Annotated in this window: 25 protein-coding genes; 10 read left to right on the forward strand and 15 right to left on the reverse strand. The window is 66.2% G+C overall.

The genetic code is table 11. From position 1 onward, the window contains the following. The first annotated feature begins 123 nt into the window (after positions 1-123). Both Hhyl2_RS03550 and mce read left to right on the forward strand, forming a co-directional pair. Positions 124-546: an SHOCT domain-containing protein gene (locus Hhyl2_RS03550; RefSeq protein WP_483549352.1), complete on the forward strand. Its 423-nt coding sequence runs from the start codon at positions 124-126 to the stop codon at positions 544-546. Positions 547-589: 43 nt separating this feature from the next. Next, the gene (mce, locus tag Hhyl2_RS03555; protein WP_483549353.1) at positions 590-979 is read left to right on the forward strand and encodes a methylmalonyl-CoA epimerase; all 390 of its coding nucleotides are present in this window, start codon (positions 590-592) and stop codon (positions 977-979) included. A 6-nt stretch (positions 980-985) separates the two neighbouring features. Here the strand turns inward: mce and Hhyl2_RS03560 are convergent, their stop codons facing one another. Continuing rightward, on the reverse strand, positions 986-1,711 hold the full coding sequence (locus Hhyl2_RS03560) for an NUDIX domain-containing protein (RefSeq protein WP_483549354.1): 726 nt from the start codon (positions 1,709-1,711) through the stop codon (positions 986-988). Positions 1,712-1,816: 105 nt separating this feature from the next. Between Hhyl2_RS03560 and Hhyl2_RS03565 the strand changes: the two genes are divergently transcribed. Then, positions 1,817-2,407, forward strand: coding sequence for a cupin domain-containing protein (locus Hhyl2_RS03565; protein ID WP_483549355.1), 591 nt, complete (start codon positions 1,817-1,819; stop codon positions 2,405-2,407). Between the two features lie 23 nt (positions 2,408-2,430). Here Hhyl2_RS03565 and Hhyl2_RS03570 read toward each other — a convergent pair whose 3' ends face one another. From Hhyl2_RS03570 to Hhyl2_RS03585, 4 genes are read right to left on the reverse strand one after another with little or no spacing between them, the layout of a single operon-like run. Continuing rightward, a complete protein-coding gene (locus Hhyl2_RS03570; protein ID WP_483549356.1) occupies positions 2,431-3,153 on the reverse strand; it encodes a diphthine--ammonia ligase in 723 nt (240 codons plus the stop codon). Between the two features lie 35 nt (positions 3,154-3,188). Next, positions 3,189-4,313 carry a DUF373 family protein gene (locus Hhyl2_RS03575; RefSeq protein WP_483549357.1) on the reverse strand — a complete coding sequence of 375 codons (1,125 nt, stop codon included), beginning with the start codon at positions 4,311-4,313 and terminating at the stop codon, positions 3,189-3,191. Between the two features lie 48 nt (positions 4,314-4,361). Then, positions 4,362-5,363 (reverse strand): signal peptide peptidase SppA, encoded by a 1,002-nt coding sequence (sppA, locus tag Hhyl2_RS03580; protein WP_483549359.1) that lies wholly within the window; start codon positions 5,361-5,363, stop codon positions 4,362-4,364. Beyond that, complete coding sequence (locus Hhyl2_RS03585; RefSeq protein WP_483549360.1) at positions 5,363-6,103, reverse strand: proteasome assembly chaperone family protein; 741 nt, start codon at positions 6,101-6,103, stop codon at positions 5,363-5,365. The genes sppA and Hhyl2_RS03585 overlap by 1 nt, the downstream gene beginning before the upstream one ends. Positions 6,104-6,201: 98 nt before the next feature. Between Hhyl2_RS03585 and Hhyl2_RS03590 the strand changes: the two genes are divergently transcribed. Further along, positions 6,202-7,110 (forward strand): RsmB/NOP family class I SAM-dependent RNA methyltransferase, encoded by a 909-nt coding sequence (locus Hhyl2_RS03590; protein WP_483549362.1) that lies wholly within the window; start codon positions 6,202-6,204, stop codon positions 7,108-7,110. Then, positions 7,107-7,613, forward strand: coding sequence for a DUF7122 family protein (locus tag Hhyl2_RS03595; protein ID WP_483549363.1), 507 nt, complete (start codon positions 7,107-7,109; stop codon positions 7,611-7,613). The genes Hhyl2_RS03590 and Hhyl2_RS03595 overlap by 4 nt, the downstream gene beginning before the upstream one ends. On the opposite strand, the gene Hhyl2_RS03600 is transcribed toward Hhyl2_RS03595, so the two are convergent. The 5 genes from Hhyl2_RS03600 to Hhyl2_RS03620 all read right to left on the reverse strand — a co-directional run bounded on the left by Hhyl2_RS03600 (position 7,610) and on the right by Hhyl2_RS03620 (position 13,832). Then, positions 7,610-7,822, reverse strand: a complete 213-nt coding sequence (locus Hhyl2_RS03600; RefSeq protein WP_483549364.1) for a dodecin family protein — start codon at positions 7,820-7,822, stop codon at positions 7,610-7,612. The two genes, Hhyl2_RS03595 and Hhyl2_RS03600, sit on opposite strands and share 4 nt — an antisense overlap. A 214-nt stretch (positions 7,823-8,036) precedes the next feature. Continuing rightward, a complete protein-coding gene (locus tag Hhyl2_RS03605; RefSeq protein ID WP_483549365.1) occupies positions 8,037-9,584 on the reverse strand; it encodes a DUF790 family protein in 1,548 nt (515 codons plus the stop codon). A 163-nt stretch (positions 9,585-9,747) separates the two neighbouring features. Beyond that, positions 9,748-11,085: a DEAD/DEAH box helicase family protein gene (locus Hhyl2_RS03610; RefSeq protein ID WP_483549366.1), complete on the reverse strand. Its 1,338-nt coding sequence runs from the start codon at positions 11,083-11,085 to the stop codon at positions 9,748-9,750. A gap of 60 nt (positions 11,086-11,145) precedes the next feature. Next, on the reverse strand, positions 11,146-12,924 hold the full coding sequence (locus Hhyl2_RS03615; protein WP_483549367.1) for a YndJ family protein: 1,779 nt from the start codon (positions 12,922-12,924) through the stop codon (positions 11,146-11,148). 5 nt (positions 12,925-12,929) lie between these two features. Next, complete coding sequence (locus Hhyl2_RS03620) at positions 12,930-13,832, reverse strand: DoxX-like family protein (protein ID WP_483549368.1); 903 nt, start codon at positions 13,830-13,832, stop codon at positions 12,930-12,932. Positions 13,833-13,980: 148 nt separating this feature from the next. Here Hhyl2_RS03620 and Hhyl2_RS03625 point away from each other — a divergent pair, with 148 nt between their 5' ends. The 3 genes from Hhyl2_RS03625 (at position 13,981) to Hhyl2_RS03635 (ending at position 18,045) form a co-directional block, all read left to right on the forward strand. Then, on the forward strand, positions 13,981-14,658 hold the full coding sequence (locus Hhyl2_RS03625) for a nucleotide exchange factor GrpE (RefSeq protein ID WP_483549369.1): 678 nt from the start codon (positions 13,981-13,983) through the stop codon (positions 14,656-14,658). A 319-nt stretch (positions 14,659-14,977) separates the two neighbouring features. Continuing rightward, positions 14,978-16,885, forward strand: a complete 1,908-nt coding sequence (dnaK, locus tag Hhyl2_RS03630) for a molecular chaperone DnaK (protein WP_483549370.1) — start codon at positions 14,978-14,980, stop codon at positions 16,883-16,885. A 485-nt stretch (positions 16,886-17,370) separates the two neighbouring features. Then, a complete protein-coding gene (locus Hhyl2_RS03635; RefSeq protein WP_483549371.1) occupies positions 17,371-18,045 on the forward strand; it encodes a hypothetical protein in 675 nt (224 codons plus the stop codon). Between the two features lie 55 nt (positions 18,046-18,100). Here Hhyl2_RS03635 and Hhyl2_RS03640 read toward each other — a convergent pair whose 3' ends face one another. The 4 genes from Hhyl2_RS03640 to Hhyl2_RS03655 form a co-directional block, all read right to left on the reverse strand. Further along, a complete protein-coding gene (locus tag Hhyl2_RS03640) occupies positions 18,101-19,381 on the reverse strand; it encodes an RNA-guided endonuclease InsQ/TnpB family protein (RefSeq protein WP_483549372.1) in 1,281 nt (426 codons plus the stop codon). A 164-nt stretch (positions 19,382-19,545) separates the two neighbouring features. After that, positions 19,546-21,288, reverse strand: a complete 1,743-nt coding sequence (locus Hhyl2_RS03645) for a Rieske (2Fe-2S) protein (RefSeq protein ID WP_483549373.1) — start codon at positions 21,286-21,288, stop codon at positions 19,546-19,548. Positions 21,289-21,357: 69 nt separating this feature from the next. After that, on the reverse strand, positions 21,358-21,873 hold the full coding sequence (locus Hhyl2_RS03650) for a hypothetical protein (RefSeq protein WP_483549374.1): 516 nt from the start codon (positions 21,871-21,873) through the stop codon (positions 21,358-21,360). Between the two features lie 117 nt (positions 21,874-21,990). Then, positions 21,991-24,006, reverse strand: coding sequence for a copper-translocating P-type ATPase (locus Hhyl2_RS03655; RefSeq protein ID WP_483550546.1), 2,016 nt, complete (start codon positions 24,004-24,006; stop codon positions 21,991-21,993). Between the two features lie 290 nt (positions 24,007-24,296). Between Hhyl2_RS03655 and Hhyl2_RS03660 the strand changes: the two genes are divergently transcribed. Further along, entirely contained in the window at positions 24,297-25,103 is an 807-nt protein-coding gene (locus tag Hhyl2_RS03660; RefSeq protein ID WP_483549375.1) for a hypothetical protein, read from the forward strand. 59 nt (positions 25,104-25,162) lie between these two features. Next, positions 25,163-26,317: a molecular chaperone DnaJ gene (gene dnaJ, locus Hhyl2_RS03665; RefSeq protein ID WP_483549376.1), complete on the forward strand. Its 1,155-nt coding sequence runs from the start codon at positions 25,163-25,165 to the stop codon at positions 26,315-26,317. A gap of 28 nt (positions 26,318-26,345) precedes the next feature. On the opposite strand, the gene Hhyl2_RS03670 is transcribed toward dnaJ, so the two are convergent. After that, positions 26,346-26,651, reverse strand: coding sequence for a MazG nucleotide pyrophosphohydrolase domain-containing protein (locus Hhyl2_RS03670; protein ID WP_483549377.1), 306 nt, complete (start codon positions 26,649-26,651; stop codon positions 26,346-26,348). Between the last annotated feature and the right edge of the window lie 75 nt (positions 26,652-26,726).

The following is a 26,726-nucleotide window of genomic DNA, read 5'->3' on the forward strand; positions in this document are numbered from 1 at the left end:
ATCGACTTTCGATTCGACTGTCTCCGACGGGCGAAACTTTACAATCTTAATGGTAACTGCATTGAATAGTGCCGCCGTAGTCTCAGGTATGTACCCCGAACCCTGCCGCGGGAGTGATCGGCCGTGACCACGACGGTGAGCGACCGCCGGCTGGCCGGACTCGTCGTCCTCGTGCTGGGAGCGCTGCTCGTCTTCCCGCTACTGATGATGACCGTCGGAATGTTCACCGGTGGGATGGGCGGTGGGATGTGGGGTGGCGGGATGTGGGGCGGTGGCATGCACGGCGACGGGATGTACGGTGACGGGATGCGCGGTGGCGGCATGTACGGCGGCGGCGCTGGCCCAGGCTGGCTGTGGGGGCTCGGGTTCGTGATCCCGCTGGTCTTCCTTGGCATCGTCGGTGCACTGGGCTACCTGCTCGTCCGGTCGGTCGGAACCGACGGCGCGGACGACCCGGCTGTCGAGGAACTCAGGCAGACCTACGCACGCGGCGAGTTGAGTGACGAGGAGTTCGAGCGGCGACTGGAACGACTGCGCGAGGAGTAGCCCCCTCGCCCGGAGTTAAATAGCGCCCGAACGAAGCCCCGCTATGCGATTCGATCACGCCGGCGTCGCCACCGACGACGCCGACGCGCTCGCGGCGTTGTACGCGACGGCCTTCGACGCGCCGGTCGCTCACGAGGAAACCTTCGACGGCCTGTCGGTGACCTTCCTCGATCTCGGCAACGGCTACTTCGAGCTACTGGAGCCACTGCCCGATGCCGAGGGGGCCATCCCACGCTACCTCGACCGCAACGGACCGGGTATCCACCACGTCGCGCTGGCGACCGCAGACATCGAGGCGGCGCTGGCAACTGCCGTCGACAACGGGATCGATCTCGTCGACGAGGAACCGCGACCGGGTGCGTGGGGCCACGAGGTCGCCTTCCTCCACCCACAATCGACTGGCGGCGTCCTCGTCGAGTTCGTCGAGCACTGAACCCTGTCAGGACTCGTCGACGAACCGCTCCCAGATCTGCTCGGCCCCTTCAGTGAGCTGTTCGGGTGGCTCGGCGAACCACGCGGCGCCGGTCAGTTCCGACTCGTCGACGTCTATGGACCCCTTCTTGTACTCGGCCTGGAAGTAGACGTCCAGCGTGTGGACGGAGCCGTCGGCGTCGGTGTCGGGGTAGTACTTGCGGTGAAAGACCTCCTCGACGCCGGTGATGGTACACCGGATACCGGTCTGCTCGTGGACCCGACGGACCGCGGTCTCCTGGATGGACTCGTACTGACCGCCCTTCCCGTCGCCGGGCAACGCCCAGAGGTCGGCACCCCGGCCCAGCACCATCAGGACTCGGTCGCGCGTGTCGTGTGCAGCCTGCTCCGGGATGTTCTCGCTCAGGTCGGGCAGCGACTCGCCGTCACGGGTGACGAAGACGACGCTGTTGCCGTCGTAGCCCGTCCCCTGGGTCGCCGAGTAGACGTCGGCGTACTCCTCGGGCGAGAGTTCGAACGTCTCCTCGGTGACCGGCACCTCGTCGTAGGCCGCCTCCAGGCGGTCGATCCGTCCTTTGACGTTCTGTTCGTTGATCTTGTCGGCGATGTCGACGTCGGTCTCCTTTGGCTCGGGGACCTCCAGTGACTCCAGTTCCTCGCGGGTCTCCTCGTCGACCTCGTCCCAGTCGATGGTGAACCCACCACCACCGGTGCCATCGTCTTCCTCTGTCATACCTTTGTGGTACCCGTCGACGCGGATAAACGACGCGGTGACTGTGAGCGGACATTGTCGATTGCTAGCAAACTTCTATGTGGTTGGCACGGTGACGTATCGACCATGGTCGAGGGGAGTCCCGACATCCACGAAGCGGCGCCCCACCTCGTCAGGAAGGGGGCCGAGGAGACCGACGCCGAGTTCGTCCGGTTCGAGAGCACGATGTATCCCAGCGACGGTGACGCCGACCTGGCCCACGAACCCTGGGGGCTCGACAACGACTTCGAACACGTCCACCCCAAGCAGAACGAGCGCTGGGAGGTGGTATCGGGTCGGCTCCGGGTCGCCGTCGACGGCGACGCAGAGACGCTCTCCGAAGGCGAAGCGGTCACGCTCCCGCGGGACGTGCCACACCGCCACTGGAACCCGACCAACGAGCCGATCCGTGTGATCTGGGAGCGCCGGCCGGCGTTCGAGGACGAGGCGTGGGCCGAGAGCGTCTACGCGCTGGCACAGGCCGGCGAGACCGACGAAGACGGCGTCCCCAGCCCCCTCCAGATCGCCGTCTGGATCGACGCCTACCCGAACGCGACTGCCTATCCCGCGGCCGTCCCGGTCGGCCTCCAACAGTTCGGCGCGTCACTGCTTGCCCCGATCGGCCGGCGTCTCGGCTACGAGGCGACCTACGAACGGGACGAGATAGAGCGCGGGTGAGAACAGTCTGGGGGTGCCCTGCCTTACTCGGCCAGCCAGGCGTCCTCGATTCGGAGTGTGCCCCGCGTCCCATCCCACTCGGTGTCGTACTCGAGTTCGAGACGCCGGTCCATGTGGGGGCCGTCGGTCACCAGCGTCTCGAACTCGCCGCCTTCCCCGAGGATGTGGACGCCGTACTCGTCCTTGAGCGCTTCGAGTTCGTCCAGCGCGTCGGCGTCGAGTGTGCGCCCGAGCCAGGACTCGTCGAGGCCGTAGGCGGCGACGCGGATGATCCTGATCTCGAAGCCGGCGTCGAGCATCGCGTCGGCCAGCGCTCGCGGGTCCTCCTGCCAGAGCGGGGCGAACACCTGCGCTTCGAGCCGTTCGGCCATCGCCTCGATGCGCGTGGTCTGGTACTCGCTCTCGACTGCGCCGGCGGTCACGCCCTTGATGCCGTCGTCGAGTTCGGCATCGAGGTCACGGAGCGCGGCCTCCAGCGGTTCGAGTTCCTCGTCGCCCTGGACACCCGCATCCGGGACGTCGTCGGCGCCGAAGTCGTCCGGTTCGACCTCCAGCAGCGGGATGCCGACGCTCTCGGCGGCCAGACTCGCCAGTCTCGTCGCCGGGACGTGGTACATGTACGAGTCGCCCTCGGGGTGGACCGTCACCAGTCGTTCGACCGAGTAACCGCGTTCGAGCGCCCGGTAGAGCGCCCACGAGGAGTCCTTGCCGCCGGAGAACAGCGAGACCCACGCGCCGTCTGTCATGAAGAAGGGTAGCCGACGGCGGTGTAAATCGCTGTCTATTCCGCTAGTTCGCCTTCTATCTCGTTGCGGCTGACGTAGGCCGCGACACGGACACCCAGCAGGCTGATGAGGATACCAGCGAGGATGAACACCGCCAGTCGGGTCCCTGCCTCCATGGTGAACCCCTGGATGACGACGACGCCGAGGTCGGTCTCGGTGACCCGGAACGGCTCGAAGACGCCGCCACGCTCCAGGAAGTACGCCGAGAAGCCCCGGACGACGAGGCCGACGGCCACTGCGCCGAACGGGAGGTTGACGTAGGCGCTGCGGATGCCCTCACGCTGGATCAGTTCGTCGAGTAGTCGGCCCAGCGAGGCCGCGAGCGCGGCCGCGGTGAGCCAGGGGACGCTGTCGAACGCGAAGCGGTTGACCAGGACGAACGACGCCGGGTTCTGGACGTCCGAGACGCCCAGTGCACCGGCGAACAGCCCAACGAGCGAGAGGCCGACCGCGACGACGTAGGTCACGAGCGACACCTGCCCCGAGTACAGCGCTTCCTTGGTCTCGCTGGGCAGGCGCGAGAGGTAGGTGTCGATCCCCAGGCCCTTGTAGATGAGGAACGCGCCGGCCGCGGCGGCGATGGCACCGATGGCGATGGTCGTCGAGTTTGCAACGACGAGCAGCACCGGAAACGCCAGCAGGGCCAGCCCGAGCGGAACCAGCACCGTCTTCCGGAGTTCCTCGTCGGCCAGGAACTGCTTGAGCAGGTAGTACGTCGACTCGATGTCTCTGGCCTGGCGAACGACGACCCGGTCGACGGCGTCGACCTGGACGCGGCTCTCGACGATCGGGACCAGGCGTTCGTCGTCGGCGCTATCGACGACGACGATGGCGGAATCGGGCTCGTACTCCGCAACCAACTCTTCCGTCTGTGAGGCGATGTGTCGGTCCGTCCCGACGCTGTCGGCACCACCGCCGACCACCGCCAGGACCGGGTCGCTCCCGTCGGCGTCGAGTTCGTCGGCGACACGGAGCCCTTCGAGGAGGCAGTTCACACGGCTGTCCTCGGGGTCGGCGACGCCGGTCTCGGTGATGAGCGGCTCGACGGCTGTCCGGCCGACGACCGGGTACGTCGTCGAGACGGGGCTGTCCCGGTCGATACACACCACCAGCGTGGTCACAGTGAGCCAGAGACGCCCGTGAAATAAAAAACCCTCGCGGGCGGGCGGTCATCGACGGAACTGGAGGCCGTCGACGTCGCCACCCCCGTCGAAGGCGCTCGCGACACCCGCACCGAGCGCGTACGCGACCTGCTGAGCGCCGCCGCGGAGCATCCCCGCCAGGCCACGCTCTGGGGTGAACTCCCTGACGGCGGTCTCCTCGCCCAGTCGCTCGCCCAGATACTCCTCGACGTCCTCGCGGGTGCCGAGTTCGTCGACGAGTCCGCGCTCCGCGGCGTCCTCGCCCAGGAAGATCCGGGCCTCCGTCTCCCGCAGCGTCTCGCTGTCCATCTCGCGGCCCTCGGCGACGGTCTCGACGAACTGGTCGTAGTAGTCGTCGACGATCCCCTGGAGGTACGCCCGTTCGTCCTCGGTCATCTCCTTCAGCGGCGTCCCTGCGTCCTTGTACTCGCCGGCCGTGAACTGCTCGTAGGAGAGGCCGGCCCGGTCGGCCAGGTCCTTGGCGTTGACACGCGAGCCGATGACGCCGATCGAGCCGACGATCGACCCGTCGCGCGCCCAGAGTTCGTCACACCCGGCGGCGATGTCGTAGCCGCCGCTGGCACAGACGTCGGTCGCGTAGGCGATTGTCGGTCCCTCGAAGCGTTCGGCAGCCAGTCGGATATCCTCACTGGGGACGATCTGTCCGCCGGGCGTGTTGAGTTTCAGGAGGAGTGCCTGTGCGCCACGGTCGTCGTCCGCCTGCTCGATCTGGTCGACGATGTCGTCTGCGCTGGCGCCAGTGGGTGGCGTGGTGATCCCACCGCCGCCGTCGCGGGTGATCGGCCCCTCGACGGCTACCTCTGCCACGTTGTACGAGGGAAACAGCGTCTCGGCGATGTTTCCGCCGATCTTGAGCGCGCCCAGTATCGTCCCGATGACCAGCAGGACACCGATCAGGTCTGCGAGGTCGGCCGAGAACCGCAGGAACAGGAGCCAGCCGACCACCGCTGCCACCACAGCAGCGACGACTGCGATGGCGACCCTGGCGAGGCCCGACGCCGAGACCATTATTGGTACATCCCCAGCGGCCGGGCACTCGTGCTGTCGTCCCCGCTCTCTTGGAGTTGCTCGGCCAGCCGCTGTTTGGCCTTTGCGATCTGGTCCGCCTGTTCGACCAGGGCCTCGGTGTCGACTTCGAAGTCACCGAGCGGGCCGATGGCCGTCTCCAGAACGGCCCTGGCGGCCGCCGGGTCCGGGAACTGCTGGTCGGCCTCGACGACGAGTCCGACGCCCGTCAGCCCGGTTCGCTGGGCCTCGTGGATCAGCGCGCCGGTCGGCCCCGTGACCGCCCCGGCTTCGTTCGGGAGCGGGACATCGGCGTCCTCGAGCATCTCGGCGCCGTCGCCAGTCGCGATGCCGTACACCTCCGGAGGCTCGTCGTTCTGGTCGGCAGGCATCCCGCTGAGAAAGAGCGGTGTCACGTCGTTGGCGTCGAACCAGCTGACGAGACAGCCGGCGAACTCGGTCGCCCCGGACGGCGAGACCGGCGCGTCGCTCTGGAGGACCAGCAGGTCCTCCTCGGGATTCGCGTAGATGCGGACCGGTGGCCTGACGGTCGGGTCTCCCTCCGCGTAGACGGCTATCTCGGGCAGGCCATCGCAGTGACAGGAGGCGTAGTACTCCATGTCGTAGACGTCGACGAGATGGTCTGCGGCGATCTTCCCAACGAGGCCGAGGCCGGGAAGCCCCTCGACGAGTGTCGGTGAGTCGAGGGCGATATCGTCCCGGTGTACCTGTACGTGCGCCATACCTGATAGTCGGCCGCCGTCGGCTTGAAAGCCGGGGCTACGCCCGGTCGGACAGCCCTTCGAAACCCACAAGCGACCCGCCGGCAAATCCGGTGGCAATGGAAGCACTGGAACGGTATCGCCCCATCGTCGACGACTTCGAGGCGTTCCGCGCGGCCTGTGAGCGCCCGCTCCCGTCGGCGATCCGGGTCAACACGATCAAAGCGACCGTCGAGCAGGTCGTCGCCGCATTGGACGAGGCGGGTATCGCTGCGGACCCGGTCGACTGGCACGACCGCCTGTTCGTCCTTCCCGAGGAGTCTGCCGGCGCGAACTGGCCGTACTTCCACGGCTGGATCCACGGCCAGGAGGAGGTCTCGGCGGTCCCGGCGACAGTCCTGGACCCGCAACCGGGCGAACGTGTCTGGGACGCCTGTGCAGCCCCCGGCAGCAAGACGACGCAACTCGCGGCGCTGATGGACGACATCGGCGAGGTGGTCGCCACGGACAACAACCTCGGGCGGATCTCGGCCCTGCGGACCAACACCGAACGACTCGGCGCGACCAGCGTCGCGGTCACCCACGAGGACGGCCGCAACCACTCGCTCAAACCCTTCGACGGCGCCGGCTACGACCGCGCACTCGTCGACGTCCCCTGCTCGTGTGAGGGCACCATCCGCAAGAACCCAGACGCGCTCGAAGACTGGTCGATGAGCCACGTCGAGGGCGTCGCCGGCGTCCAGAAGGGCATCCTCACGCGGGCTGTCCAGGTCACCGAGCCCGGCGGGACGGTCGTCTACTCCACGTGTACGTTCGCCCCCGAGGAGAACGAAGCAGTGCTGGACCACGTTCTCGACGCCGAAGACTGCGCCCTCGTCGACTACGAACTGCCGTTGACCCACTGCGACGGCATCACCGAGTGGGAGGGCGAGTCGTTCGACCCCGCGGTCGCGAAGGCCAAACGCATCTACCCACACCACAACGACACGGGTGGGTTCTTCTGTGCGAAACTGGAGGTGACCGGATGAGCAACGACAGCACGCAGTTCACGCGACTCCCCGCGACTGACGACGAGCGCGAGGACGCCGACCGAGCCACGAGAACGGAGGTTCTCGACTTCTGGACCGAGCGCTTCGGCGTCCCACCCGAGACCTTCGCCGACCACACCTTCTGGGAGCGCGGGGCCGGCAAGATCTGGCTCTACCGTGGCAATCCCCCGTCGCCGGTCGACATCGAGGGCCTGGGGATGACCTTCCTGCGGACGCGACAGGAACACTGGAAGCCGACGCTGGAAGCGGTCCAGCGGTTCGGTCACCACGCGACGACCAACGTCGTCCACCTCGATCGAGAGCAGGCGGCCGCGTTCGTCGCCGGTGAGGACCAGGAGGTAGCGTGGGACGGCGATTGGGGCTATCTCGTCGTCACCCACGACGTCGCCGGCGACTCCGAACCGGTCGGTGTCGGGCTCTTCGTCTACGGTGAACTGCGGTCCCAGGTCCCGAAGGGCCGCCGCCGCGAACTCCGCGATTAGGTCTGTCGGTTCTGGACCGGGAACGCCACTTCGACGGTCGCTTTGTACTCCGTGATCCCGCCGTCGGTGACGTTGGCCGTCCAGTCCTCCACTTCGACGCCGTGAATGTCGTCGATAGTCTCGCTCGCACGCTCGACCGCCTCGGCGGCCGCATCTTCCCAGCTCTCGGTCGACGTGCCGAGTACTTTGATGATCTTGATAGCTGTCATCGCCGCGAGCGTACCCGCCGTTCGTTGTTAGGTATAAACACACTAGCGGATCGCCGCCGGTACGGGCCACCGGTAAGCACTCTATAGCGATCGCCCGACCCTCGGCGGAGTTTTATAACCGGAGACGCGGCCACCCGTCCCCGTGACCTGATCAGTACCGCGGCGCGGTCAGCGATCGTGTCCCGTCCCGCGTCGCGCCCCGTCCAGGGACCTGTCAGCCCCCATCACGCTCACGGACCGTTCCACCGCTCAGGCCCTCCCACTCCACACGGTACCCCAATCGTGAGAGGACGGCACTGTCGTCGTCGATGCCATGCTCGTCGAGCGTCGATTCGACCTCGGCCAGTGACATCCCGGCCGCTATCTCCTCGTCGAGGGCCGCGAGGACCGTCGGTCGGATCAGTGTCCGTCCGACCCGTTCGTGTTCCGGGAAGGCCTTGTCCTCGATGGCGTCCTCGCTGACGCCGTACTCCGCTGCCAGTGCCGACAGTGTCACGACGTCGCTCCCGGGGTTCAGTGACGTCGGCAGCGAGTCTGCGCTCTCGGCGACGAGTCGCTGTTCGTAGGGCCGCAAGGCGTCCCGGACGTCCTTGACACGGACCGTCCCCGAATACGGGATCGCCCGGTGATCGTGCGCCTCGATGGCCTCCCCGACGCCCAGCGAGTCGTCGACTGCCACCAGCATCTCGACGTCTTCCAGGTCGGACAGTCGGGATAGCTTCTTCTCGACGTACTCCGGCGTCCAGAACCCCATGATCTCGAAGTACACACGGAACGCCGGGTCTCCGGATGGTGTGTCACGGACGCCGGTATCGCTTCCCGGTCGCCAGTCGAACGCGAAATCCGGCACGACGACGTGTTCACCGGCCTCCAGTGGCGCTGGCTCACGGATTAGTTCCCAGTCCAGTCCCAGCGCTTCGAAGCGAGCAGCGAACTCCGCTTCGACGCCGCTGTCGTACGTGACCTCGGTGATCGGTTCGACACCTGGCACAGAGACGTCCGCCGCCGACAGATGCATCTCCCGTTCAGTCCCGCGGTCGTCGATCGTCGCGGTGAGGGTCCATTCGGACGCTGTCGCGACCGTCCGCAGGAGGCGTGCGAAGCGCGTCCCGTAGCGTCTGGTGTTCGAGAACAACGCGTCCGGACCGGTGACGACGACCTCCTGGCCACCGGGTGTTCGCTGGATCTCGTAGAGCAATCGAAGCCGTTTGATCGTCGATACCAGTGTCGTCGGGTCGGACGACCGGACCCGTACTTCGGTCGCGTCGAACAGCGCCGTCTGTGCCAGCGAGAGGTTGTACTGCGCGACGAGTTGTTCGGGATCCCACCGCGAGTCGACTGCCGTCAGTAGCTGTCGCTGCTCCCGGTCCGCGTAGAGCGCTGTTTCCAGCGCATCGGTGGAGATCCCCAGGTGATCTCCCGCCCTCGCCAGCGCTGTCGCGCGCTCTGACTCGGTGACCACGTCGACCGACTCCGCAGCCTCGAAGACCTGTCTGCGCGCCCGTTCCGGTAGCACGTCGGCACGTGTCTCGAAGGTCGCCTCGCGCTCGACGACCTTCGCCAACCCTCGTACCAGTTTGAAATCGTCGGCATCCCGTTCGAGATCGGTGAGCGCCCCTTCGAGGGCTGCCCGTTGCTCCCCGACGTGACCCTGGAAGACGCCCAGCACTCGGGCAGCGAGATCGGCCCACTCCGGAGCGACGAACTGTGGCTGGTATCCCCCACCGGCGCGTGAAATACGGAGCAGGTTCTTCGTCAGCACGGTCTATCCGAGGACACCGCGATACAAATGGGCACCGACCCGACCGGTGGTCCCGGAATCGACCACTCGGACCACGACGGATATCATCGGTTGCACGAGTGACGCGTGGTAAGCGGCGCTTTGTCGCTGCTGTGTGTCGTCCTCCGGTGTGCCGACGACCGGGCTACCGGCGACGGGCGGCGACGTTCTCCTCCGCGGTCTCCTCGGTGACGAGTTCGTAGAGCAGTGCCCGTGAGCCGTCGGCGTTCGGTCTGAGAATTCGTCCGAGGCGCTGCGTGAACTCCCGTTCGGAGCCGCTGCCCGAGAGCACCACGGCGACGTTGGCGTCGGGCACGTCGACACCCTCGTCGAGGACGTTCGCCGTGACGACACGGGAGTACGCTCCGGACCGGAAGCGGTCGAGGATCTCCCGTCGCTCGCTGGCACTCGTCTCGTGGGTGATCGCCGGCAACAGGAACCGCTCGGAGAGGCGGTAGACGAGGTCGGTGAAGGCCGTAAAGACGATGATCCGATCGCCGCGGTGGCGGTCCAGGATCTCGGCGAGGCGCTCGACCTTCCGTTCGGCGTTCATCATGACCTCGCGGGCCCGCTGTTTGGCCAGCAGCGCCTCGCGGGCCTTCGGGTCGGTCCCCGAACGCTTGACGAGTTCCTGGTAGTCGCTCCCAGACTGGAGCCGGATGCCCGATTGTGCGAGGTAGTCGGTGAAGGTCCCCTGTGCGTCCTCGTAGCGCTCGCGCTCGGCCGGTGTCAGCGATACCTCGATACGCTTGATGTCGTAGTCCGCCAAGTGTTCACCCGCGAGGTCGTCGATGGCGACCCGCTGGACGAGCGGGCCGACGAGATTCTCGATCACCTCGTGGGCGCCGTCGGGGCGCTCGAACGTCGCGGTCAGGCCCATCCGCGCGGGTGCGGCGAGGAGACGGGCGATGTCGCGGTAGCCTTCCCCACCGAGGTGATGGACCTCGTCGAAGACGACGAGACCGAACCGGTCCCCGAGTTCGTCCGCCCGGAGATATGCGGAGTCGTAGGTCGCGACGGTGACGTCCTCGACGCGCTGCTCGCCGCCGCCGAGGCGACCGATCGGAACGTCGAACTCCCGCTGGAGCTCCTGTTGCCACTGTTCCAGCAGGTCGATCGTCGGGACGACCACGAGCGTCGGCGTTTCCAGTGCGACCATCGCAGCGATGCCGATGACCGTCTTGCCGCTCCCGGTCGGCAGTTCCAGACAGCCCCGGTCACCCGCCGCACGCCAGGCGTCCAGCGCCGTCTGTTGGTACTCTCGGAGGTCGTAGGTAGTCGAGAGCGACAGTTCGGTGAGGTCCAGCACGTGGTCGGTGTACGCGACGCTACGCTCGTCGAGCGTTCGGCGAAGGGACGCGTACCGGTAGGCGGGCGCTCGCGCGGTCTTCGAGCGGGCATCGGCCTCGACCCCTGGGAGATCGTGCGGGGCGTCACCCTGGAGTCGGATAGTCCCGTCCTCGAAGGAGAGCGTGAGCGACACAGCGGTAGCTCCGTGGGCGGCCGGTGTAAATGCTACGCCCGCAGAGTCGGTCCGCGTTGCTCACTCCACTGTCGTCGCGCGCTGGCCGGGATCGGCTGCCAGCCAGATGTGGTAGTCGAGCGTGAACAGTCGCATACCGAGCGCTTCGACGCGGTGGGTCGCTCGCACGTCCTCGCCGTCGCGCTCGACGACGAGTCGCTCGTCCAGAGGCAGCCGAACGCCGAACCCGCGGACGACGAGATACAGCCCCGCGTCGTCGCTGTTGTCGGGCGCACGGACCGACGAGAGCACGAGTCCGGTCCCGTCGGCCCCGCCGTTCTCGACGCGGAGGATTCCGGTCAGGTTCCCACCGGGGAGCGGGAACGCTACACGGAGGTACGGTCGGCCGTCGGCCTCGTACCGGTCGTAGACGCCGACGTATGTCATCTGTCGACCGTCCTCGACCCGATCTGCGTTCGACCGGATCCAGGCCCGCTGGCCGGCGCGGCCCTCGCCAGTATCGACTCCGACCACCCTACCACGCAGCGCAGCCTCGTTCGTGGCTGCCCGCAGCGGGACCGAGAGCTGTCCGATCCGGGTGACCACTGGTCGGTACAGCACTGCCAGGGTGCCCCACGGTGGCGACCAGTCCGGCTTGACCGCGAGTTCGTACGCGCCCGACCGCTCGTAGAACCGCGCGACTGCGGGCGCGACGGCGTCGGGGTCGAACCCTGGCTGGGCGTACGAATCGAGGCTGTCCAGCATCCCCGAGACGATGTCGTCGGTGGTCAGTCCGCGCCGTTCGAGGAACTCCGTGCCGACGTGCCAGCCACCCGAGAGCCGGCTGAACGGGATCCCGGGGCGACGCGCTCGTGTGGATGGGATTGCGAGCCGCCACCCGACCAGCGCCGGGAGCGCGAACGCGTAGGCGTTGAGCTGTCCGTGATAGGTCACCATCAGACCGAACGACGAGGGACTGATGCCGAGGTACGTCCCGCCCGTCGCTCGTGCCAGCCCGTAGAGGACGGCAAAGCCCATCGAGACGGTCACGGACAGCGAGGCGATACCGAGCAGGACCTGCTGGCTGGCTCGTTCCCTGCGGGGGACCACGCCGACGAGGACGGTCAGCGAGAACAGCGCAACTGCCGTCGTAAAGCCCGCCACGGCGGTAAATTCGACGACAGCGGCCAGCGGGAGGTCCAGCGCGGCGGCCGTGATCCCGAGGCCGATGATTCCCGGCCCGACCACGATGACGGCCGTCGTCGCCTGGAGCAATGTCCCGAGGCGACCACCTGGGCTATCGCGTCCTGCCAGTCCGGCCAGCACGGGAAGCACAGAGCCTGCATAGTGGAAGTGGACGATGGTCAGCGTGACGATAACGGGCTGGAACACGAGCGAGACGCCGGCGCGGTCGATCAGCAGTGCGACCCCACCGACGACGATGTAGGCCAGGCCAGCGTCGACCGATAGCTCGGCGATCGGCCACGGACCGCGGCCGAGCAGTCGCCACGCGCCGAAACCGGCGACGACCATCGTCGCCACCGTCCAGGGCAGCGCGGTCACGGTCGCCCGGAGACCCGGCGTCATCGTCAGGGAGACGACACCCGGCACTGCCAGGACTGGCTGTCCGACGACGGCGATCCGGTACCACACCGACCGCGAGCCGTCGCGGCGTGGCGTGTCCGCCGTCCGCAGGGCCAGTGGGACGAGCACCAGCATCGCCAGTGCGACGATCTCACGGATGGGACCGAAGACGTCGAGGACGACGACCGCCACCCAGCCGACAGCACCGAGTCCGGCACTGGCATCGGCGACCGTGAGGGACCAGTGGTCGCCAGTACCGCCCGCTCCCGCAGCCATCTCCGTCAGTCCTCCGGCGGCGTCCGCAGACAGTTCCGTGCCGTCGGCAGGTCGTCCGCCAGCGAGCCGGCGACGACACCGAGTGCTGCCATCCCGACGGTCGTCACGACGGGGTTGTACGGACCGAGCGCGACGCCCGGTGTCGAGACGACCGCGCCGGCCGTGAGCGCGACGGGTGCGAGCCCTGCGAGGTAGGCCAGCCAGGCCGACCGCCAGCGCCAGAGCAGTATCGCTCCGACGGCGAGTTCGACGACCCCGAGGAGGACGACTGCCTCGCCGGCCACCCCGCTCAGGCCCAACCGCTGAAACGGGGCGAGTTCGTCGGGGTGGCCGACAAGGAGCTTCGGGACCAGCCCCTGGTAGACCCAGATGAGCGCCAGTCCGATCCGGGCGACTGCGTGAGCGAGGAGGGCTCGATAGCTCGTCTCCGGCGGCGTGCCGTCCTCGACCCACCGGGCCAGCACATCGAAACTGAGTGCCGTTGCCCACCCAAGCAGCGGCCGGAACGCGATGCGGTCGATCAGGCGGCCGAGCGCACCCCAGCGCGTCTCGTAGTTGTACTCCGTCAGGAACCGCAGGCCGTCGTCGGTCTCGACGTACCGCCAGAATCCGCGCCCCTCGGTGATGAGCGAGCGCGCCTGGTCGCTCGCGAACGAGAGGACGGACGTGGTCTCGCCCCCGTCCTCGTTGGTCGCGACGGATTCGCCGGTCCCCGCGACCGCGAGCCCGAACCCGATGTTCGTCCGGTAGGTGAACCGCTGTGGTTCGCCGTCCTCTCGCGGCAGGTAGTCGATCTCCGAGAACCGCAGATCCCACCGCTCGTGTTCCCCGGGATCCTGCGTTCGGTCCCAGACGTCGTCCAGCGGGCCGTCGACGCGCCGCTCGACGTAGATCGCGTCCCGGTTCACAGCACTCCCCCACCCGGTGACTGCGCGGGGACCGTCCGCCGGTCCGGTCGCATACACCGCGGCAGACGGGCCACCGCCACATAGTTCCCGGTGGCCAGACCGCTTGCGTTTCTGAATTCTTTTACCCGTTGGAACCCTTTCTCCGCCCATGACCGAGCAGGACGCTGCCGAAGACCAGACGGCGCCCGACGAGGGTGACGCCGAGGAGATCGACATCGAGGAGGCGCCCGACGATGTCGACACGGCCGACATCGACCTCGACGACGTCGTCGGTGAAGACGGTGACTTCGAGGCCGACGACGACCTCGTCGACCGGGTCTCCGAGTCGGACGCCGAGGACGTGGCCCGTGAACTGGCCGCCCTGCGCGAGCGAACGGAGCGTCTCGAAGCGGACCTGGAATCGACCGAGGCCGAGCGCGACGAACTGGCGTCGAAACTGAAACGCAAGCAGGCCGACTTCCAGAACTTCAAGAAGCGGATGGAGAAGCGCCAGGAAGAGGAGAAACAACGGGCCACCGAGGATCTGGTGACCCGCCTGTTCGACGTTCGGGACAACCTCCAGCGCGCACTCGAACAGGACGAGGACGCCGACATCCGCGACGGCGTCGAGGCGACGCTGCGCCAGTTCGACGACGTGCTCGACGCGGAGGGCGTCGAGGTCATCGATCCCGACCCCGGCGAGGAGGTCGACCCGACACAGCATCAGGTACTCGCGCGGGTCGACAGCGAGGAGGAACCGGGCGCTATCGCCGACGTCCATCGGCCCGGCTACGAGATGGCCGAGAAGGTCCTTCGAGAAGCGCAGGTTACCGTTAGTGAGGAGTAGGAGACGCCGACCACCGGGAGGCGTCTCCGAAGTGGCGAACGGCGAGAGGAGCGAGCCGCGAGCTTGCGGTTGCAGTGGTGGATAACGAGGGGCCACCGGGAGGCGTCTCCGAAGTGGCGAGCGGAACGAGCCTGCGGTTGCGGGCAGCCGATCCCGGGCGTTCCGCGGCGAAAAACGGTCGAATTGCGGTACTTATTATACGCTCCGGTACCTGCTCGCAGAATCGGAGAATTCTGGACACAGAAGCCCACTCCGTACAGTTCTCCCGTCGACCCATCTAGCAACTTTTAACCGGCCCAATCCGGTAGAAGCGTGTAAGATGGCGAGCAACAAGATTCTGGGTATCGACCTTGGGACCACGAACAGCGCGTTCGCGGTCATGGAAGGTGGCGACCCCGAAATCATCGTCAACGCCGAGGGCGAACGCACGACACCCTCCGTCGTCGCGTTCGACGACGGCGAACGGCTTGTCGGCAAGCCCGCGAAGAATCAGGCGGTCAAGAACCCCGAGCAGACCATCCAGTCGATCAAGCGCCACATGGGCGAAGACGACTACACGGTCACGCTCGACGGCGAGGAGTACACGCCCGAGCAGGTCTCGGCGATGATCCTCCAGAAGATCAAGCGCGACGCCGAGGAGTATCTCGGCGACGACATCGAGAAGGCGGTCATCACGGTCCCCGCGTACTTCAACGACCGCCAGCGCCAGGCGACCAAGGACGCCGGCGAGATCGCCGGCTTCGAGGTCGAACGCATCGTCAACGAGCCCACGGCCGCGGCGATGGCCTACGGGCTGGACGACGAGTCCGACCAGACGGTGCTCGTCTACGACCTCGGTGGGGGGACCTTCGACGTCTCTATTCTCGACCTCGGCGGCGGTGTCTACGAGGTCGTCGCCACGAACGGGGACAACAGCCTCGGTGGCGACGACTGGGACGAGGCGATCATCGACTACCTCGCCGACGAGTTCGAGGACGAACACGGCATCGACCTCCGCGAGGACCGACAGGCCCTCCAGCGGTTGACCGAGGCCGCCGAGGAGGCCAAGATCGAGCTCTCCTCGCGCAAGGAGACACGGATCAACGAGCCGTTCATCGCGACGACCGACGACGGCCCGCTCGACCTGGAGAGCAAGCTCACCCGTGCGAAGTTCGAATCGCTGACCGAGGACCTCATCCAGCGGACGGTCGGCCCGACGGAGCAGGCGCTCTCGGACGCCGGCTACGACAAGGGCGACATCGACGAGGTCATCCTCGTCGGCGGCTCGACCCGGATGCCACAGGTCCAGGAGCAGGTCGAGGAGATGACTGGCCAGTCCCCGAAGAAGAACGTCAACCCTGACGAGGCCGTCGCGCTGGGTGCGGCGATCCAGGGTGGCGTCCTCTCGGGCGATGTCGACGACATCGTCCTGCTGGACGTGACGCCGCTCTCGCTCGGTGTCGAGGTCAAGGGCGGCCTGTTCGAACGGCTCATCGAGAAGAACACCACGATTCCGACCGAGGAATCGAAGATCTTCACGACCGCCCAGGACAACCAGACGCAGGTCCAGATCCGCGTCTTCCAGGGCGAACGTGAGATTGCCGAGGAGAACGAACTGCTCGGCGCGTTCTCGCTGACCGGCATCCCGCCGGCGCCGGCGGGAACGCCCCAGATCGAGGTGACGTTCAACATCGACGAGAACGGCATCGTCAACGTCGAAGCCGAGGACAAGGGTTCAGGCAACAAGGAAGACATCACCATCGAGGGCGGCGCTGGGCTCTCTGACGAGCAGATAGAGGAGATGCAGGAGGAAGCCGAACAGCACCAGGAAGAGGACCAACAGCGCCGTGAGCGCATCGAGGCCCGTAACGAGGCCGAAGCGTCGATCCGCCGTGCCGAGACCCTCATCGAGGAGAACGAGGAGGAGATCGACGCGGACCTGATCGAGGACATCGAAGCCAAGATCGAGGACGTCGAGGAGGCCCTCGAAGACGAGGACGCGACGAAGGAGGACTACGAAGAAGTCACCGAAGCCCTCTCGGAGGAACTCCAGGAGATCGGCAAGCAGATGTACGAGGGCCAGGCCCAGCAGGCCGCCGGCGGTGCGGCAGGCGGTGCCGCTGGCGCTGGACCGGGCGGCGCAGCAGGTCCCGGCGGTGCCGGTCCGGGCGCTGGGGCCGGCCAGGGCGAGGAGTACGTCGACGCCGACTTCGAAGACGTTGAGGACGACGACGAGTCGTCTTCCTGAGCCCGTCAGAAATCGAAGATTTCTGAGGACGTCGACGAGAACGACGACTCCTCGCGTTACTCGTCGTCGTTCTCGTCGGCTCGATAGACGAGCACAGCGAGTCTATCGGTGTTTCGAAAAACGACCGTAGTGAGTTTTTCGAAGAGGACGAGGACTGCAAAGACGAGTCCAAGTCGCCTGCTCGGAAGTCGCGCGCAACGAAGTGAGCACGTCTTCCGGTGCCTCCGCGAACGGAGTGGGCGGGGGCCAGTGAATCTCCGATTCACGGTGAGTCGGAACGCGACCAGCGGGAGCTTCCTCGAGGACGCGAGTAACGCTGGTCGACGGAGACCGCTTTGTGTCGGCGCGTGTCTACGGCTGTTCGGCCGGCACGTACAGGGACAGCATCGTTCGGCTCAGTCCTCCAGAATATTCACGAAGTAATGTACAAATTCATCGTCGATAGAAGAGTATAAATCCGGGTCGGGAGAACGTCCACGCAGCATATGGTGGGACGACGAACGGTACTTCGGGGGATAGCTGGTACGAGTGCGGCCGGACTCGCCGGCTGCTCGATACTGGGCTCACAGAACAGGCAATCGGTGACGTTCGAGGGGGACTCGGTCCCAGATTCGATCAGTGACACCAGTCAGTCCGCGGCGCCGACCCCAGCCGTTACAGACACTGTCGCTCGCGAGGGGTCGAAGTCACTGGTGCTCTCGTCGAGTCCCGGGACGAGTTCGCGGGCACAGATCACGACAGCGTCGGCTGTCTCGACACCAGTCGACGCGAGCGTGGCAGTGCGACCCCTCGTCGACGAGGGGCCGGAGAACAACGTCACCTTCGCGGTGATAGACGCACAGAGTTCCTCCGAGGTCCAGGTGCTGCTGAGCGACTACTACGAGACGACGCAGGTACGTGTCTGGGAGGACGCGACGACAGACAATCCACTGACGACACTCGAACTCGCGCCGCAGCTGTCGACCGGGCAGTGGAGTGAACTCTCGCTTCGAACCGACGAGGGAGAACTTCGAGCCGCTGTGGACGACACCGAGAAGCGCACTGACATCCCGTCGACCCTCTTCGGGTCGGAAGTATACGTGGCCGTCGCCGCCAACGCCTGGGGGAACGGACACCCCATCGAACTGGCGGTCGACAACCTCGAACTGGTCTGGCATTGACATCCTCCCGCGCCTGAAGACGCGGGAATCCCGACCGCCGGTGGGATATTGTGGTTTACGACGTAGCCTGTTCTCGCGGTGCAAAGCGGCCGCTCTCTGAGTCGAACAGGTACACCGATGGCTGTGCCAACCAGCCGTTACTCCTATCTCCCCCGTCACAGGCGAGACTCGGAGATACTTTCTGTCGGATGTTCTCAGCGCCGTTCACGTCTGCGTTCGCTACCGTTTCACACTCATCGCAGACGTACAACCCGCGTTCAACCCGGTTCCCATCACGTTCCTGGCCACAATGCGAACACGTCTTTGACGTAGCGCGTTCTGGGACTTTTTCCAGCGCGATACCTTCTTTTTCTGCCTTGTAGGTCAGTAGGTCAGTGAACCGGTCGAACGCCCACGAGTGCAGATCGAGATTGCCGTGTGGTCCCCAATCTGTCACCTCATCGGCCTCGTCGTCCTCACGAATGCCGGAGAGGTCACCGACCACGATCGTCCCAACACCCTCGTCCACACACCGGTCAACGATGTGTTTCGAGAGCGTGTGGAAGTAGTGGGTTCGACGAGCCGACTTCTTCTGGTGTAGCCGCGTGGCTTGCTCGGAGGTCGAGTCGTCACACCGAGCGATCCGTTTGCTGAAGTAGTAGTCGTCCTGCTTCAGACAGTTCATCGGATACAGCTCGGCGTGACCGTCCTCGTAGGCGAGGGCTGCGAAGTTGTTGATGCCAAGATCAATACCCACGGTCTTCTCGCCAGGCGTTTCAGCACGTTCTATCTCGACCTTGCACAGGAAGTGCAGTTCCCATTCGTCACCCGTCCAGACAGCCCGTACCTGTTGGACACTCTCGACAGTGGAGAGGTCAACGTCGGGCTGGGTCTGGTATTCACAGAGGATGAAATCCGACCAGTAGTCCTTGAGGTTCGACCCCTTGGAAAGTCGGACGCGACCGTATTTGCTGTCGAGTTTGAAGCCAGCGGCTTTGAAGGTGACCGTGCTTCGTGGGTGTTCATCGCCGTGTTTGCGGTAGCCGGGCGGGTTCGCTCGTGTATCTCCGTTGCGTCGTTTGCCGTACCAGCCGTTGAACGCCTCAGCGAGTTCTTGAAGAACGCGCTGGCTTGACTGAGAATGGAGGTCATCGTAGCGTTCGTGGCTCTTGAGATACGCGGTGAGTTCGTTGTGACCAGGGATGTGGTCGGTCTCGGACCAGATGCGGTCACACGTCCACCGGCCGACGTTCCAGAGTTTCGAGGCGGCGAACCCGAGCGAATCGAGGTCGTCAGACACCTGTGACTGGTTCCTGATGGAGGCAGTATAGGTGCGGGTGACGACCTGATTCGCCATACATACCCTATGTAGACAAGCCGACTTGAAATCATGGATTCCAGACGTGGAATATCCAGTCGTATCGGGACAACGTGGTTCACAGAGAGTCGTGTCGGGTTCATCCTGGCCCTAAAGGACCAGGCATTCTCCTTGCGTCTCTGTAACCCGGCGCAGGCTGGCGGCTACGCGTCGTCGCCGTGTATCTGTTCGCCGTGGAACAGCCGGTTCGCGATGGTGAACGTCTGTTCGCGCTCGCGGCGGGTCGGGAAGTGAGCGGCCATGTAGCGAGCGGTCGCGATCAGCGGTAGCCGACATTCGAAGTCGGTCTCGGCGAACTCGCTCTGGCGGAACGTCGCCTCGACGTTCTGGAGCGTGTGGAAGCCGGCGTCCTCGCGGAGCAGGCCCTCGCCGAGTGTCTGTTTCAAGGCAGCCACGTCGCCGCCGGCGTCGAAGTGCTCGCTAACGAGTCGGCCGGCGTCGTTCACACGGCCCTGTTCGTCGAACGTCGCCAGCAGGTCCGCACGGACGTCGACAGGGTCGCGCTCGGAGTCGCCGGGTTCCGGCAGCGGTGCCGGGGGCGTGTTGAGGAACCGGTCGAGGTAGACCGACATCGCGCCGTCGAAGCAGGGCCGGTAGGCCTCGACAGCGTCCGTACGCGCCGCCAGCGCGTGGGCGGCGTTGGCGTAGCTGAACGTGTGGTGGACCGTGTTCCAGTCGGCGAACTCGTTGCTCGTGGCGAACTGGGCGACCCGGCGGGTCGCCGCCAGCGCGACGGCGCGGGTCAACTGCTCGGCTGTCGCCCCGTCACGGATGGCGTCCCGGAGTGCGTCGACGACGACGTCGGGGTCGTCGGCCAGCAGCGTCTCGACGAAACCGTCCGGGCGGTCCCAGGTTCGACCCTGGCCGGCCGCGACGAGGTCCTCCAGCGCGTCGTGGGCGTCGAAACAGAGCGCGGCCACGTCGACGGGCTGGCGCCACTGTGACCGCTCTTCGCTGCGGGTTCCGTCGGTGAACTGGTCGACGGTCGACGCGAGCACGTCCTCGGCGTGGTCCCAGCCGACGTGGTCCAGCGTCTCGACGGCCTTGTTCACGAAGTCGAGCGTGTGACTGGTGTTCAGGTAGAGGTGGTCCGTGGCCGCAGCCAACAGTATCTCGACGACGTCTTCGGGCGGGAGGACGGCCGCGGCGGTCCGGAGACAGCGCTCGGCGCCGTCGCTGTCACGGACCTCGCAGGTCTCGCGGAACCAGGATTTCAGGCGGGCTTTCGAGAGGTCGCTGTTGCCGAGTTCGTACTGTGGGAACCGCGGAGCCTCGCCGGCGCAGTCGTCGGCGACCTCGCTGACGCCGACGTACATCGCACGCAGTTTCTCGCCGTGGCCGACGTCGTCGTAGAGGTTCGCCATCGCGCCGAGGATCGTCAGCCCGCTGGACCATCCGCTGGCCCGGTACTGCGTGCCGAACTCGACGGCTTTCTCGACGGGCGTCGCGAACCCCTCACGCAGGTCGTCGAGATTGATGACGGCCTTGGCGGTCACCAGATCGAGGTTCTCCTGCATCCCGTCGACGAGTCGGTTCCGCCAGTGGGTCTCGGGCGGGACGTCCGGATCGGGGTCGGGATCGATGTAGATGGTACCGTCACGGATCTCGACCGGGAACGTCTGGACGTCGTCGGCCCAGGGATCGAGCGTGTCGCCACAGGCCAACTCGAACCGGGCGTGGTGCCAGTGACAGGTCAGGAGGCCGTCGTCGACGGTCCCCTTCGCGAGGGGGAATCCCATGTGCGGACAGCGGTTGTCGACGGCGTAGACGGTGTCTTCGTGGTGGAACAGGGCGATAGATCGCCCCTCCATCTGGATCAGTTGTGGAGAGTCGGCCGTCAGGTCGGCGAGCGGGAGACACTCACGGTAGCGTTCGTCGGTCGACATATGTGAACTGACGGCACAGACGGCTGTAAAGATTCGCAGAACTGCGTTCCAGTAGGGTTCCCGAGAGGTTCAGCTGCTGTCGGCCGACAGGGTCGTCTCGTCGAGGATCACCGTCCGTTCGTCGGGTGCGCCGACGGGGCGACCGGTCCAGACGACGGCGACAGTGTCTCCGGCTTCGAGGTAGAATCCGACCGAGGCGTCGCCGTCGAGGTAGTCGCCGTCGTCGTCGCTGTCGACGCGCGGGTCGTCCACGGTGAACGAGTCGCCCGCTGCGACTGGGAGCCCATCCCTGTCGGCCCAGGTCACCGTCGTCGAGGTGTTGCGGCCAGCGTCGGTGACGACTACGGCCAGCGAGCGAGTAGCGGTGTCGGTGAGGCGGTCGCCGCCGTCGTGGGTCAGCGTTACCGACCCGGTTTCCGCGTCGAAAGCTGTCGCGAAAGTGACGTCCGGCGCCGAGGTCCGCAGGTCCGCGCCCGGCCCGACGGCCAGCGCTGCGAGCCCTGCGATGGCGAGCACCGCCAGGCCCCAGATAGCCAGCCGTTCGGCCGTGATCGCCCCCCGCGTCGCCGACGGTCGCGCTGTCATCGTTCGGTAGTCCGCAGGCTCCGAAATAAGCTCCCCGGTCCGGCGGGGGCGCTCGCTTCGTGGACGAACGTTCCAGTGGCGACGATGTAGGAATCGATTCGTCACTGTAGCGGCCGCTCAGCCCGTCACCCGGGGCTCACTCGGCGGTGAAACGTCGGAGAGGATCGGCAGCGACAGATCCACACGCCGCAGTAGCTGTGCGTTGATCGCGACGATGACCGTGCTCAGGGACATCAACAGGGCCCCGACCGCCGGCGAGAGGAGGATTCCGATCGGGGCCAGTACACCCGCCGCCAGTGGGATCGCAAAGACGTTGTAGCCGGCGGCCCAGACGATGTTCTCCTGCATCTTCCGGTAGCTCGCTGTGCTGAGTTTCACGAGTCGGACGACGTCCATCGGGTTGTTCTGCACGAGGATAACGTCAGCCGACTGGACGGCCACGTCGGTCCCACTCCCGATTGCGATGCCCACGTCCGCCCGGGCCAACGCCGGCGCGTCGTTCACGCCGTCACCGACCATCCCGACCAGCTTCCCCTGGTCCTGGAGTTCCTGGACCTTCGTGTCCTTGTCCGCGGGAAGTACCTCGGCGAAGACGGTATCGATCCCAAGTTCGTCGGCGACTGCTTCGGCGACATCCCGCGAGTCCCCCGTCAGCATCGCGACTTCGATACCGATGTCGTGCAGTGCGTCGACGACAGCGTAGCTCTCCTCGCGAATCACGTCGGCCATCGCGAACGCCGCGAGCAGCTCCCCCTCGCGAACGAGATACACGACCGTCTGGGCGTTCTCGCCGGCGTCGTCGGCGAAGGCCGCAAGGTCGGCCGGGACGGTGGTATCGAGGTGTTCGAGGAGGTTCGGGCCGCCGACGTACACCTCCTGGCCGTCGACAGTCGCCCGGACGCCCCGTCCTTTCATCGCCTCGAAGTCGGTCGTGTTGGGGGCGTCGATCCCGCGTTCCGTTGCCTCCTGTCGGATAGCGCGTGCGATCATGTGTTCGGAATCGCCTTCCACCGACGCGGCGAGTGAGAGTGCCTGCTCCTCGTCGACTCCCTCGACGGTCGCGATCCCGACGACACCGTGCTCACCCTCGGTGAGCGTCCCGGTCTTGTCGAACACGATCGTGTCGAGTTCGCGGGCTCGCTCCATCGCGATCCGGTCACGGACGAGTATCCCGTTCCGTGCCGCAAGCGACGTGTTGATCGCGACGACCAGTGGGATCGCGAGACCCAGCGCGTGGGGACAGGCGATGACCAGCACGGTGACCACGCGTTCGACGACGGCCGCATCGAAGGTCGTCGCGATAGTCCAGGCGACCGCGGTCACAGCAGCAGCCCCCACAGCCACGTAGAACAGCCACCCGGCCGCCCGGTCCGCGAGCACCTGCGTCCGTGACCTGCTCTGTTGGGCCTCCTCGACGAGTCGCATGATGCCGGCGAGGGTCGTCTCGTCACCGGTCGCGCCGACACGAACGCGGAGGCTCCCGTCACCGTTGACCGTCCCACCGATGACCTCCTCGCCCGGTTCCTTCGAGACGGGTCTGGATTCCCCGGTGATCATCGCCTCGTCGACCTCCGAGCTCCCCTCCGTGACCACGCCGTCGACGGGGACGCTCGCGCCGGGCCGTACCAGGACGAGGTCTCCCTCTGTAAGATCGCTCACCGGGACCGCCTCGATGTCACCCGCTTCGGTGAGGCGCTCGGCGGTATCCGGCAGCAGTTTCGCCAGTTCGTCGAGCGCGCTGGAAGCCCGGCGCACCGACCGCATCTCGACCCAGTGGCCCAGCAGCATGATATCGATCAGTGTCACCAGTTCCCAGAAGAACGCCGACTGCGTGGGGAAGACGACACTCGCGAGGCTGTAGACGAACGCGACGGTGATCGCCATCGAGATGAGGGTCATCATCCCCGGTGAACGGTCCCGGAGTTCGGGGACGGCCATCCGGAGGAACGGTACCCCACCGTACCCGAAGACGACGACCGCGAACACGGGGGTGATCCACTCGCTTCCAGGGACTGTCGGGACGGAGAAGCCCAGCCACGCCTGGAGCGTGGGACTGTAGAGGAGCACCGGAATCGAGAGGAGCGTCGAGACGAAGAACCGCCGCCGGAACAGTTGCTCGTGTCCCTCGTGCATCCCGCCGTGAGATTCATGTCCGCCGTGGTCTCGCTGTCCGTTGTGGGGCTGCTGTCCATTGTTGTCTCCGTGTCTCCCGTGTTCGTGGGGACCAACGGTCTCGTCGTGTTCCGACCTCGCCGCTGTCCCGTGTTCGTGGTCTCCGTGCGTGTCGGCGGTGTCGTCCGGTGGGGTGTTCGAAACCATCGTGTGCTCCTCGGCGTAAGTGCCTTCTGTTGACACTAGACGACCAGGTGTAAAGTATTCCACTGACAGGGGGGTTTTTCCGAGCGTCTACCCATCGTTCCGGCATGGTTGGGGGGAACCGAACCCGGCGGGCAGTCCTCGCCGGTATCGGCGGTGTCGGCCTGGCTGGCCTCGCGAAGTACGTCTCCGAACCGACAGGAGAGATACATCTCGAATTCGAATCGGGGCCCACCGATCGTTCGAACGGGCAGTCACAGCGAACTGCCGGGACTGTTACCGACACGACCCCCGAAGCGGAACCGACTGCCTCATCCGAGCCCACGGCCGAACCGACGCCGCAGTGTCGGTCGGCACTCGACTCTGGGTTCGAGCAGCCGCTCGAAGACCAGTTCCGGACCGGCGGGCATCGTGTCGAGCGGACGACCGAGTACGCACGCTCCGGCGATCACGGCGTCCTGATGCGGGCCCAAAGCAGCGACTTCGAGTCCGTCCTCCTGACTGAGGCGGTATTCTGCGGACGTGTAACCGCCGAAGTCGATGCCAGGAAGGTCTCCGATGACGTTCGCAGGAGCGTCTTCAGTCTGGGACTGGTGGATACAGAATCACGGGCGAAAGTGACAGTCAGCCCCACCGCAGTCGAAAGCAAATTTCAGGTCCAGGAGTGGGATACCGACGGTGGCGTGACTGGTTGGTCGACCGTCACGCGGTCCCCCGAAACAGACTGGGCGTCGTTCACGCTATCTACCTCACCATCCGCAGCAACGGGCAGCCTCGATGGTGAATCGTGGCAGTATCAGACCACTCTCGACTGGACGACCCGACCGGTCAGGGTCCAGCTACGGACGCTCACGGCGCTTTCGGGCCCGGATGTCGCCGCAGCGTTCGACAACCTCTCCGTGCGGACCGAGTAGCCGGCGATCCTGGACCCGTTCTTTTCAAGTACGTCAATCGTATACACCTCCAATAACGAATGAGCCAGGATTTCTACGAGATACTGGGCGTCTCGCGAGACGCCTCCGAGGACGAGATCCAGGAGGCGTACCGGGAGAAAGCCAGGGAGTACCACCCCGACGTCAGCGACGACCCCAACGCCGAGGAGAAGTTCAAGCAGGCAAAGAAGGCAAAGGAGGTACTGACCGACGAGGAGAAACGCCAGATGTACGACCAGATGGGCCACGAGCGCTTCGAGCAGGCCGAGAAGCGCGGTGGCGCAGGCGGCGGGGCCGGCGGCCGCGGCGGGATGGGGGGCGACCCGTTCGGCGGCGCCGGCGGCTTCGACATGCAGGACATCTTCGACCAGTTCTTCGGCGGCGGTGGCGGCCGTCGCGGCGGTGGCAACCGACCCCGGCAGGGCCAGGACCTCCAGACGCGGATGGAGATCGACCTCGAAGAGGCCTACGAGGGCGCGACCAAGCAGTTGACCGTCACCCGACCCGAGCAGTGTGACGACTGCGACGGGAAGGGCCACCCGCCGGGAGCGGACTCCCAGACCTGTCCGGAGTGTAACGGCCAGGGCCAGACCACGCGGGTCCAGCAGACGCCGATGGGGCGGGTCCAGCAGACCACGACCTGTCGTCGGTGCGAGGGCGACGGCACGCTGTACGACGAGACGTGCTCGACCTGTGGCGGCAACGGCGTCGTCAACAACGAGGCGAGCCTGGAGGTCGAGATTCCGGCCGGCATCGCCGACGGGCAGAGCCTCCGGATGGAACGCGAGGGTGCGCCGGGTGAACGCGGCGGGCCCAACGGCGACCTGCTCATCGAGGTCACCGTCCGGGACCACCCGGAGTTCGAGCGCGAGGGTGACGACCTCTCACACCAGCATCCGATCTCGTTCCCACAGGCGGTCTTCGGGGACACCATCACGGTGCCGACGCTGGACGGCAACGTCGAGGTCGACGTCCCCAGTGGCACCCAGAGCGGCGAGGTGTTCCGCCTCGAAGGCAAGGGGATGCCACGCCTCCGCCGGCGGGGGAAGGGCGACCTCTACGTCCAGGTCCAGGTCGTCACGCCGGACTCGCTCAACAGCGAGCAGAAGGAGGCCCTCGAACAGTTCGCCGAGGCTGGCGGGGAGGAGGTCGAGGTCGAGGAGGGCTTCTTCGAGAAACTGAAGAACTCGCTGTAGTGCGGGAGCGGCGTAGCGCTCGCAGGAATCACTCACCGCTCGCAGGTGTCTCCGCGCCGTCGAGACGGGATTCGTACTTCTCTAGGGCGGTGTCGAGCGCATCGCCGGCGTCCACGTCGAGTTCGGCACACAGCGCTAGCAGCGCGAACAGCGTATCGCCGAGTTCGTCTTCGGCGACAGCGGCCGCGTCGGGGTCGCCCCCGTAGGCCGTCGACTCGTTGAGTTCCTTGGCGACCTCGCCCAGTTCCGAGGCCAGGTCCAGCAGTCGGTAGGCAGGTGGGGCTTCGAGGTCGTGCTCGTCGACGAAGGCGGCGACGCGGTCCTGGTCGTCCATAGCGGGACCGCTCGGCCGTCGCAAATCCGCTTTGTGGTTTCCGGCCGGTTTTTGCCCGCGCGGGACCAACTTCTG

This window comes from Haloarcula sp. H-hyl2 (genome assembly GCF_056934385.1).

Coding starts and splice junctions, on each gene's coding strand:
- mce (WP_483549353.1), top strand. CDS start 590: ATGCGATTCGATCACGCCGGCGTCGCCACCGACGACGCCGACGCGCTC.
- Hhyl2_RS03560 (WP_483549354.1), bottom strand. CDS start 1,711: ATGACAGAGGAAGACGATGGCACCGGTGGTGGTGGGTTCACCATCGAC.
- Hhyl2_RS03565 (WP_483549355.1), top strand. CDS start 1,817: ATGGTCGAGGGGAGTCCCGACATCCACGAAGCGGCGCCCCACCTCGTC.
- Hhyl2_RS03570 (WP_483549356.1), bottom strand. CDS start 3,153: ATGACAGACGGCGCGTGGGTCTCGCTGTTCTCCGGCGGCAAGGACTCC.
- sppA (WP_483549359.1), bottom strand. CDS start 5,363: ATGGTCTCGGCGTCGGGCCTCGCCAGGGTCGCCATCGCAGTCGTCGCT.
- Hhyl2_RS03585 (WP_483549360.1), bottom strand. CDS start 6,103: ATGGCGCACGTACAGGTACACCGGGACGATATCGCCCTCGACTCACCG.
- Hhyl2_RS03590 (WP_483549362.1), top strand. CDS start 6,202: ATGGAAGCACTGGAACGGTATCGCCCCATCGTCGACGACTTCGAGGCG.
- Hhyl2_RS03595 (WP_483549363.1), top strand. CDS start 7,107: ATGAGCAACGACAGCACGCAGTTCACGCGACTCCCCGCGACTGACGAC.
- Hhyl2_RS03600 (WP_483549364.1), bottom strand. CDS start 7,822: ATGACAGCTATCAAGATCATCAAAGTACTCGGCACGTCGACCGAGAGC.
- Hhyl2_RS03615 (WP_483549367.1), bottom strand. CDS start 12,924: ATGGCTGCGGGAGCGGGCGGTACTGGCGACCACTGGTCCCTCACGGTC.
- Hhyl2_RS03625 (WP_483549369.1), top strand. CDS start 13,981: ATGACCGAGCAGGACGCTGCCGAAGACCAGACGGCGCCCGACGAGGGT.
- dnaK (WP_483549370.1), top strand. CDS start 14,978: ATGGCGAGCAACAAGATTCTGGGTATCGACCTTGGGACCACGAACAGC.
- Hhyl2_RS03635 (WP_483549371.1), top strand. CDS start 17,371: ATGGTGGGACGACGAACGGTACTTCGGGGGATAGCTGGTACGAGTGCG.
- Hhyl2_RS03640 (WP_483549372.1), bottom strand. CDS start 19,381: ATGGCGAATCAGGTCGTCACCCGCACCTATACTGCCTCCATCAGGAAC.
- Hhyl2_RS03645 (WP_483549373.1), bottom strand. CDS start 21,288: ATGTCGACCGACGAACGCTACCGTGAGTGTCTCCCGCTCGCCGACCTG.
- Hhyl2_RS03650 (WP_483549374.1), bottom strand. CDS start 21,873: ATGACAGCGCGACCGTCGGCGACGCGGGGGGCGATCACGGCCGAACGG.
- Hhyl2_RS03655 (WP_483550546.1), bottom strand. CDS start 24,006: ATGCACGAGGGACACGAGCAACTGTTCCGGCGGCGGTTCTTCGTCTCG.
- Hhyl2_RS03660 (WP_483549375.1), top strand. CDS start 24,297: ATGGTTGGGGGGAACCGAACCCGGCGGGCAGTCCTCGCCGGTATCGGC.
- dnaJ (WP_483549376.1), top strand. CDS start 25,163: ATGAGCCAGGATTTCTACGAGATACTGGGCGTCTCGCGAGACGCCTCC.
- Hhyl2_RS03670 (WP_483549377.1), bottom strand. CDS start 26,651: ATGGACGACCAGGACCGCGTCGCCGCCTTCGTCGACGAGCACGACCTC.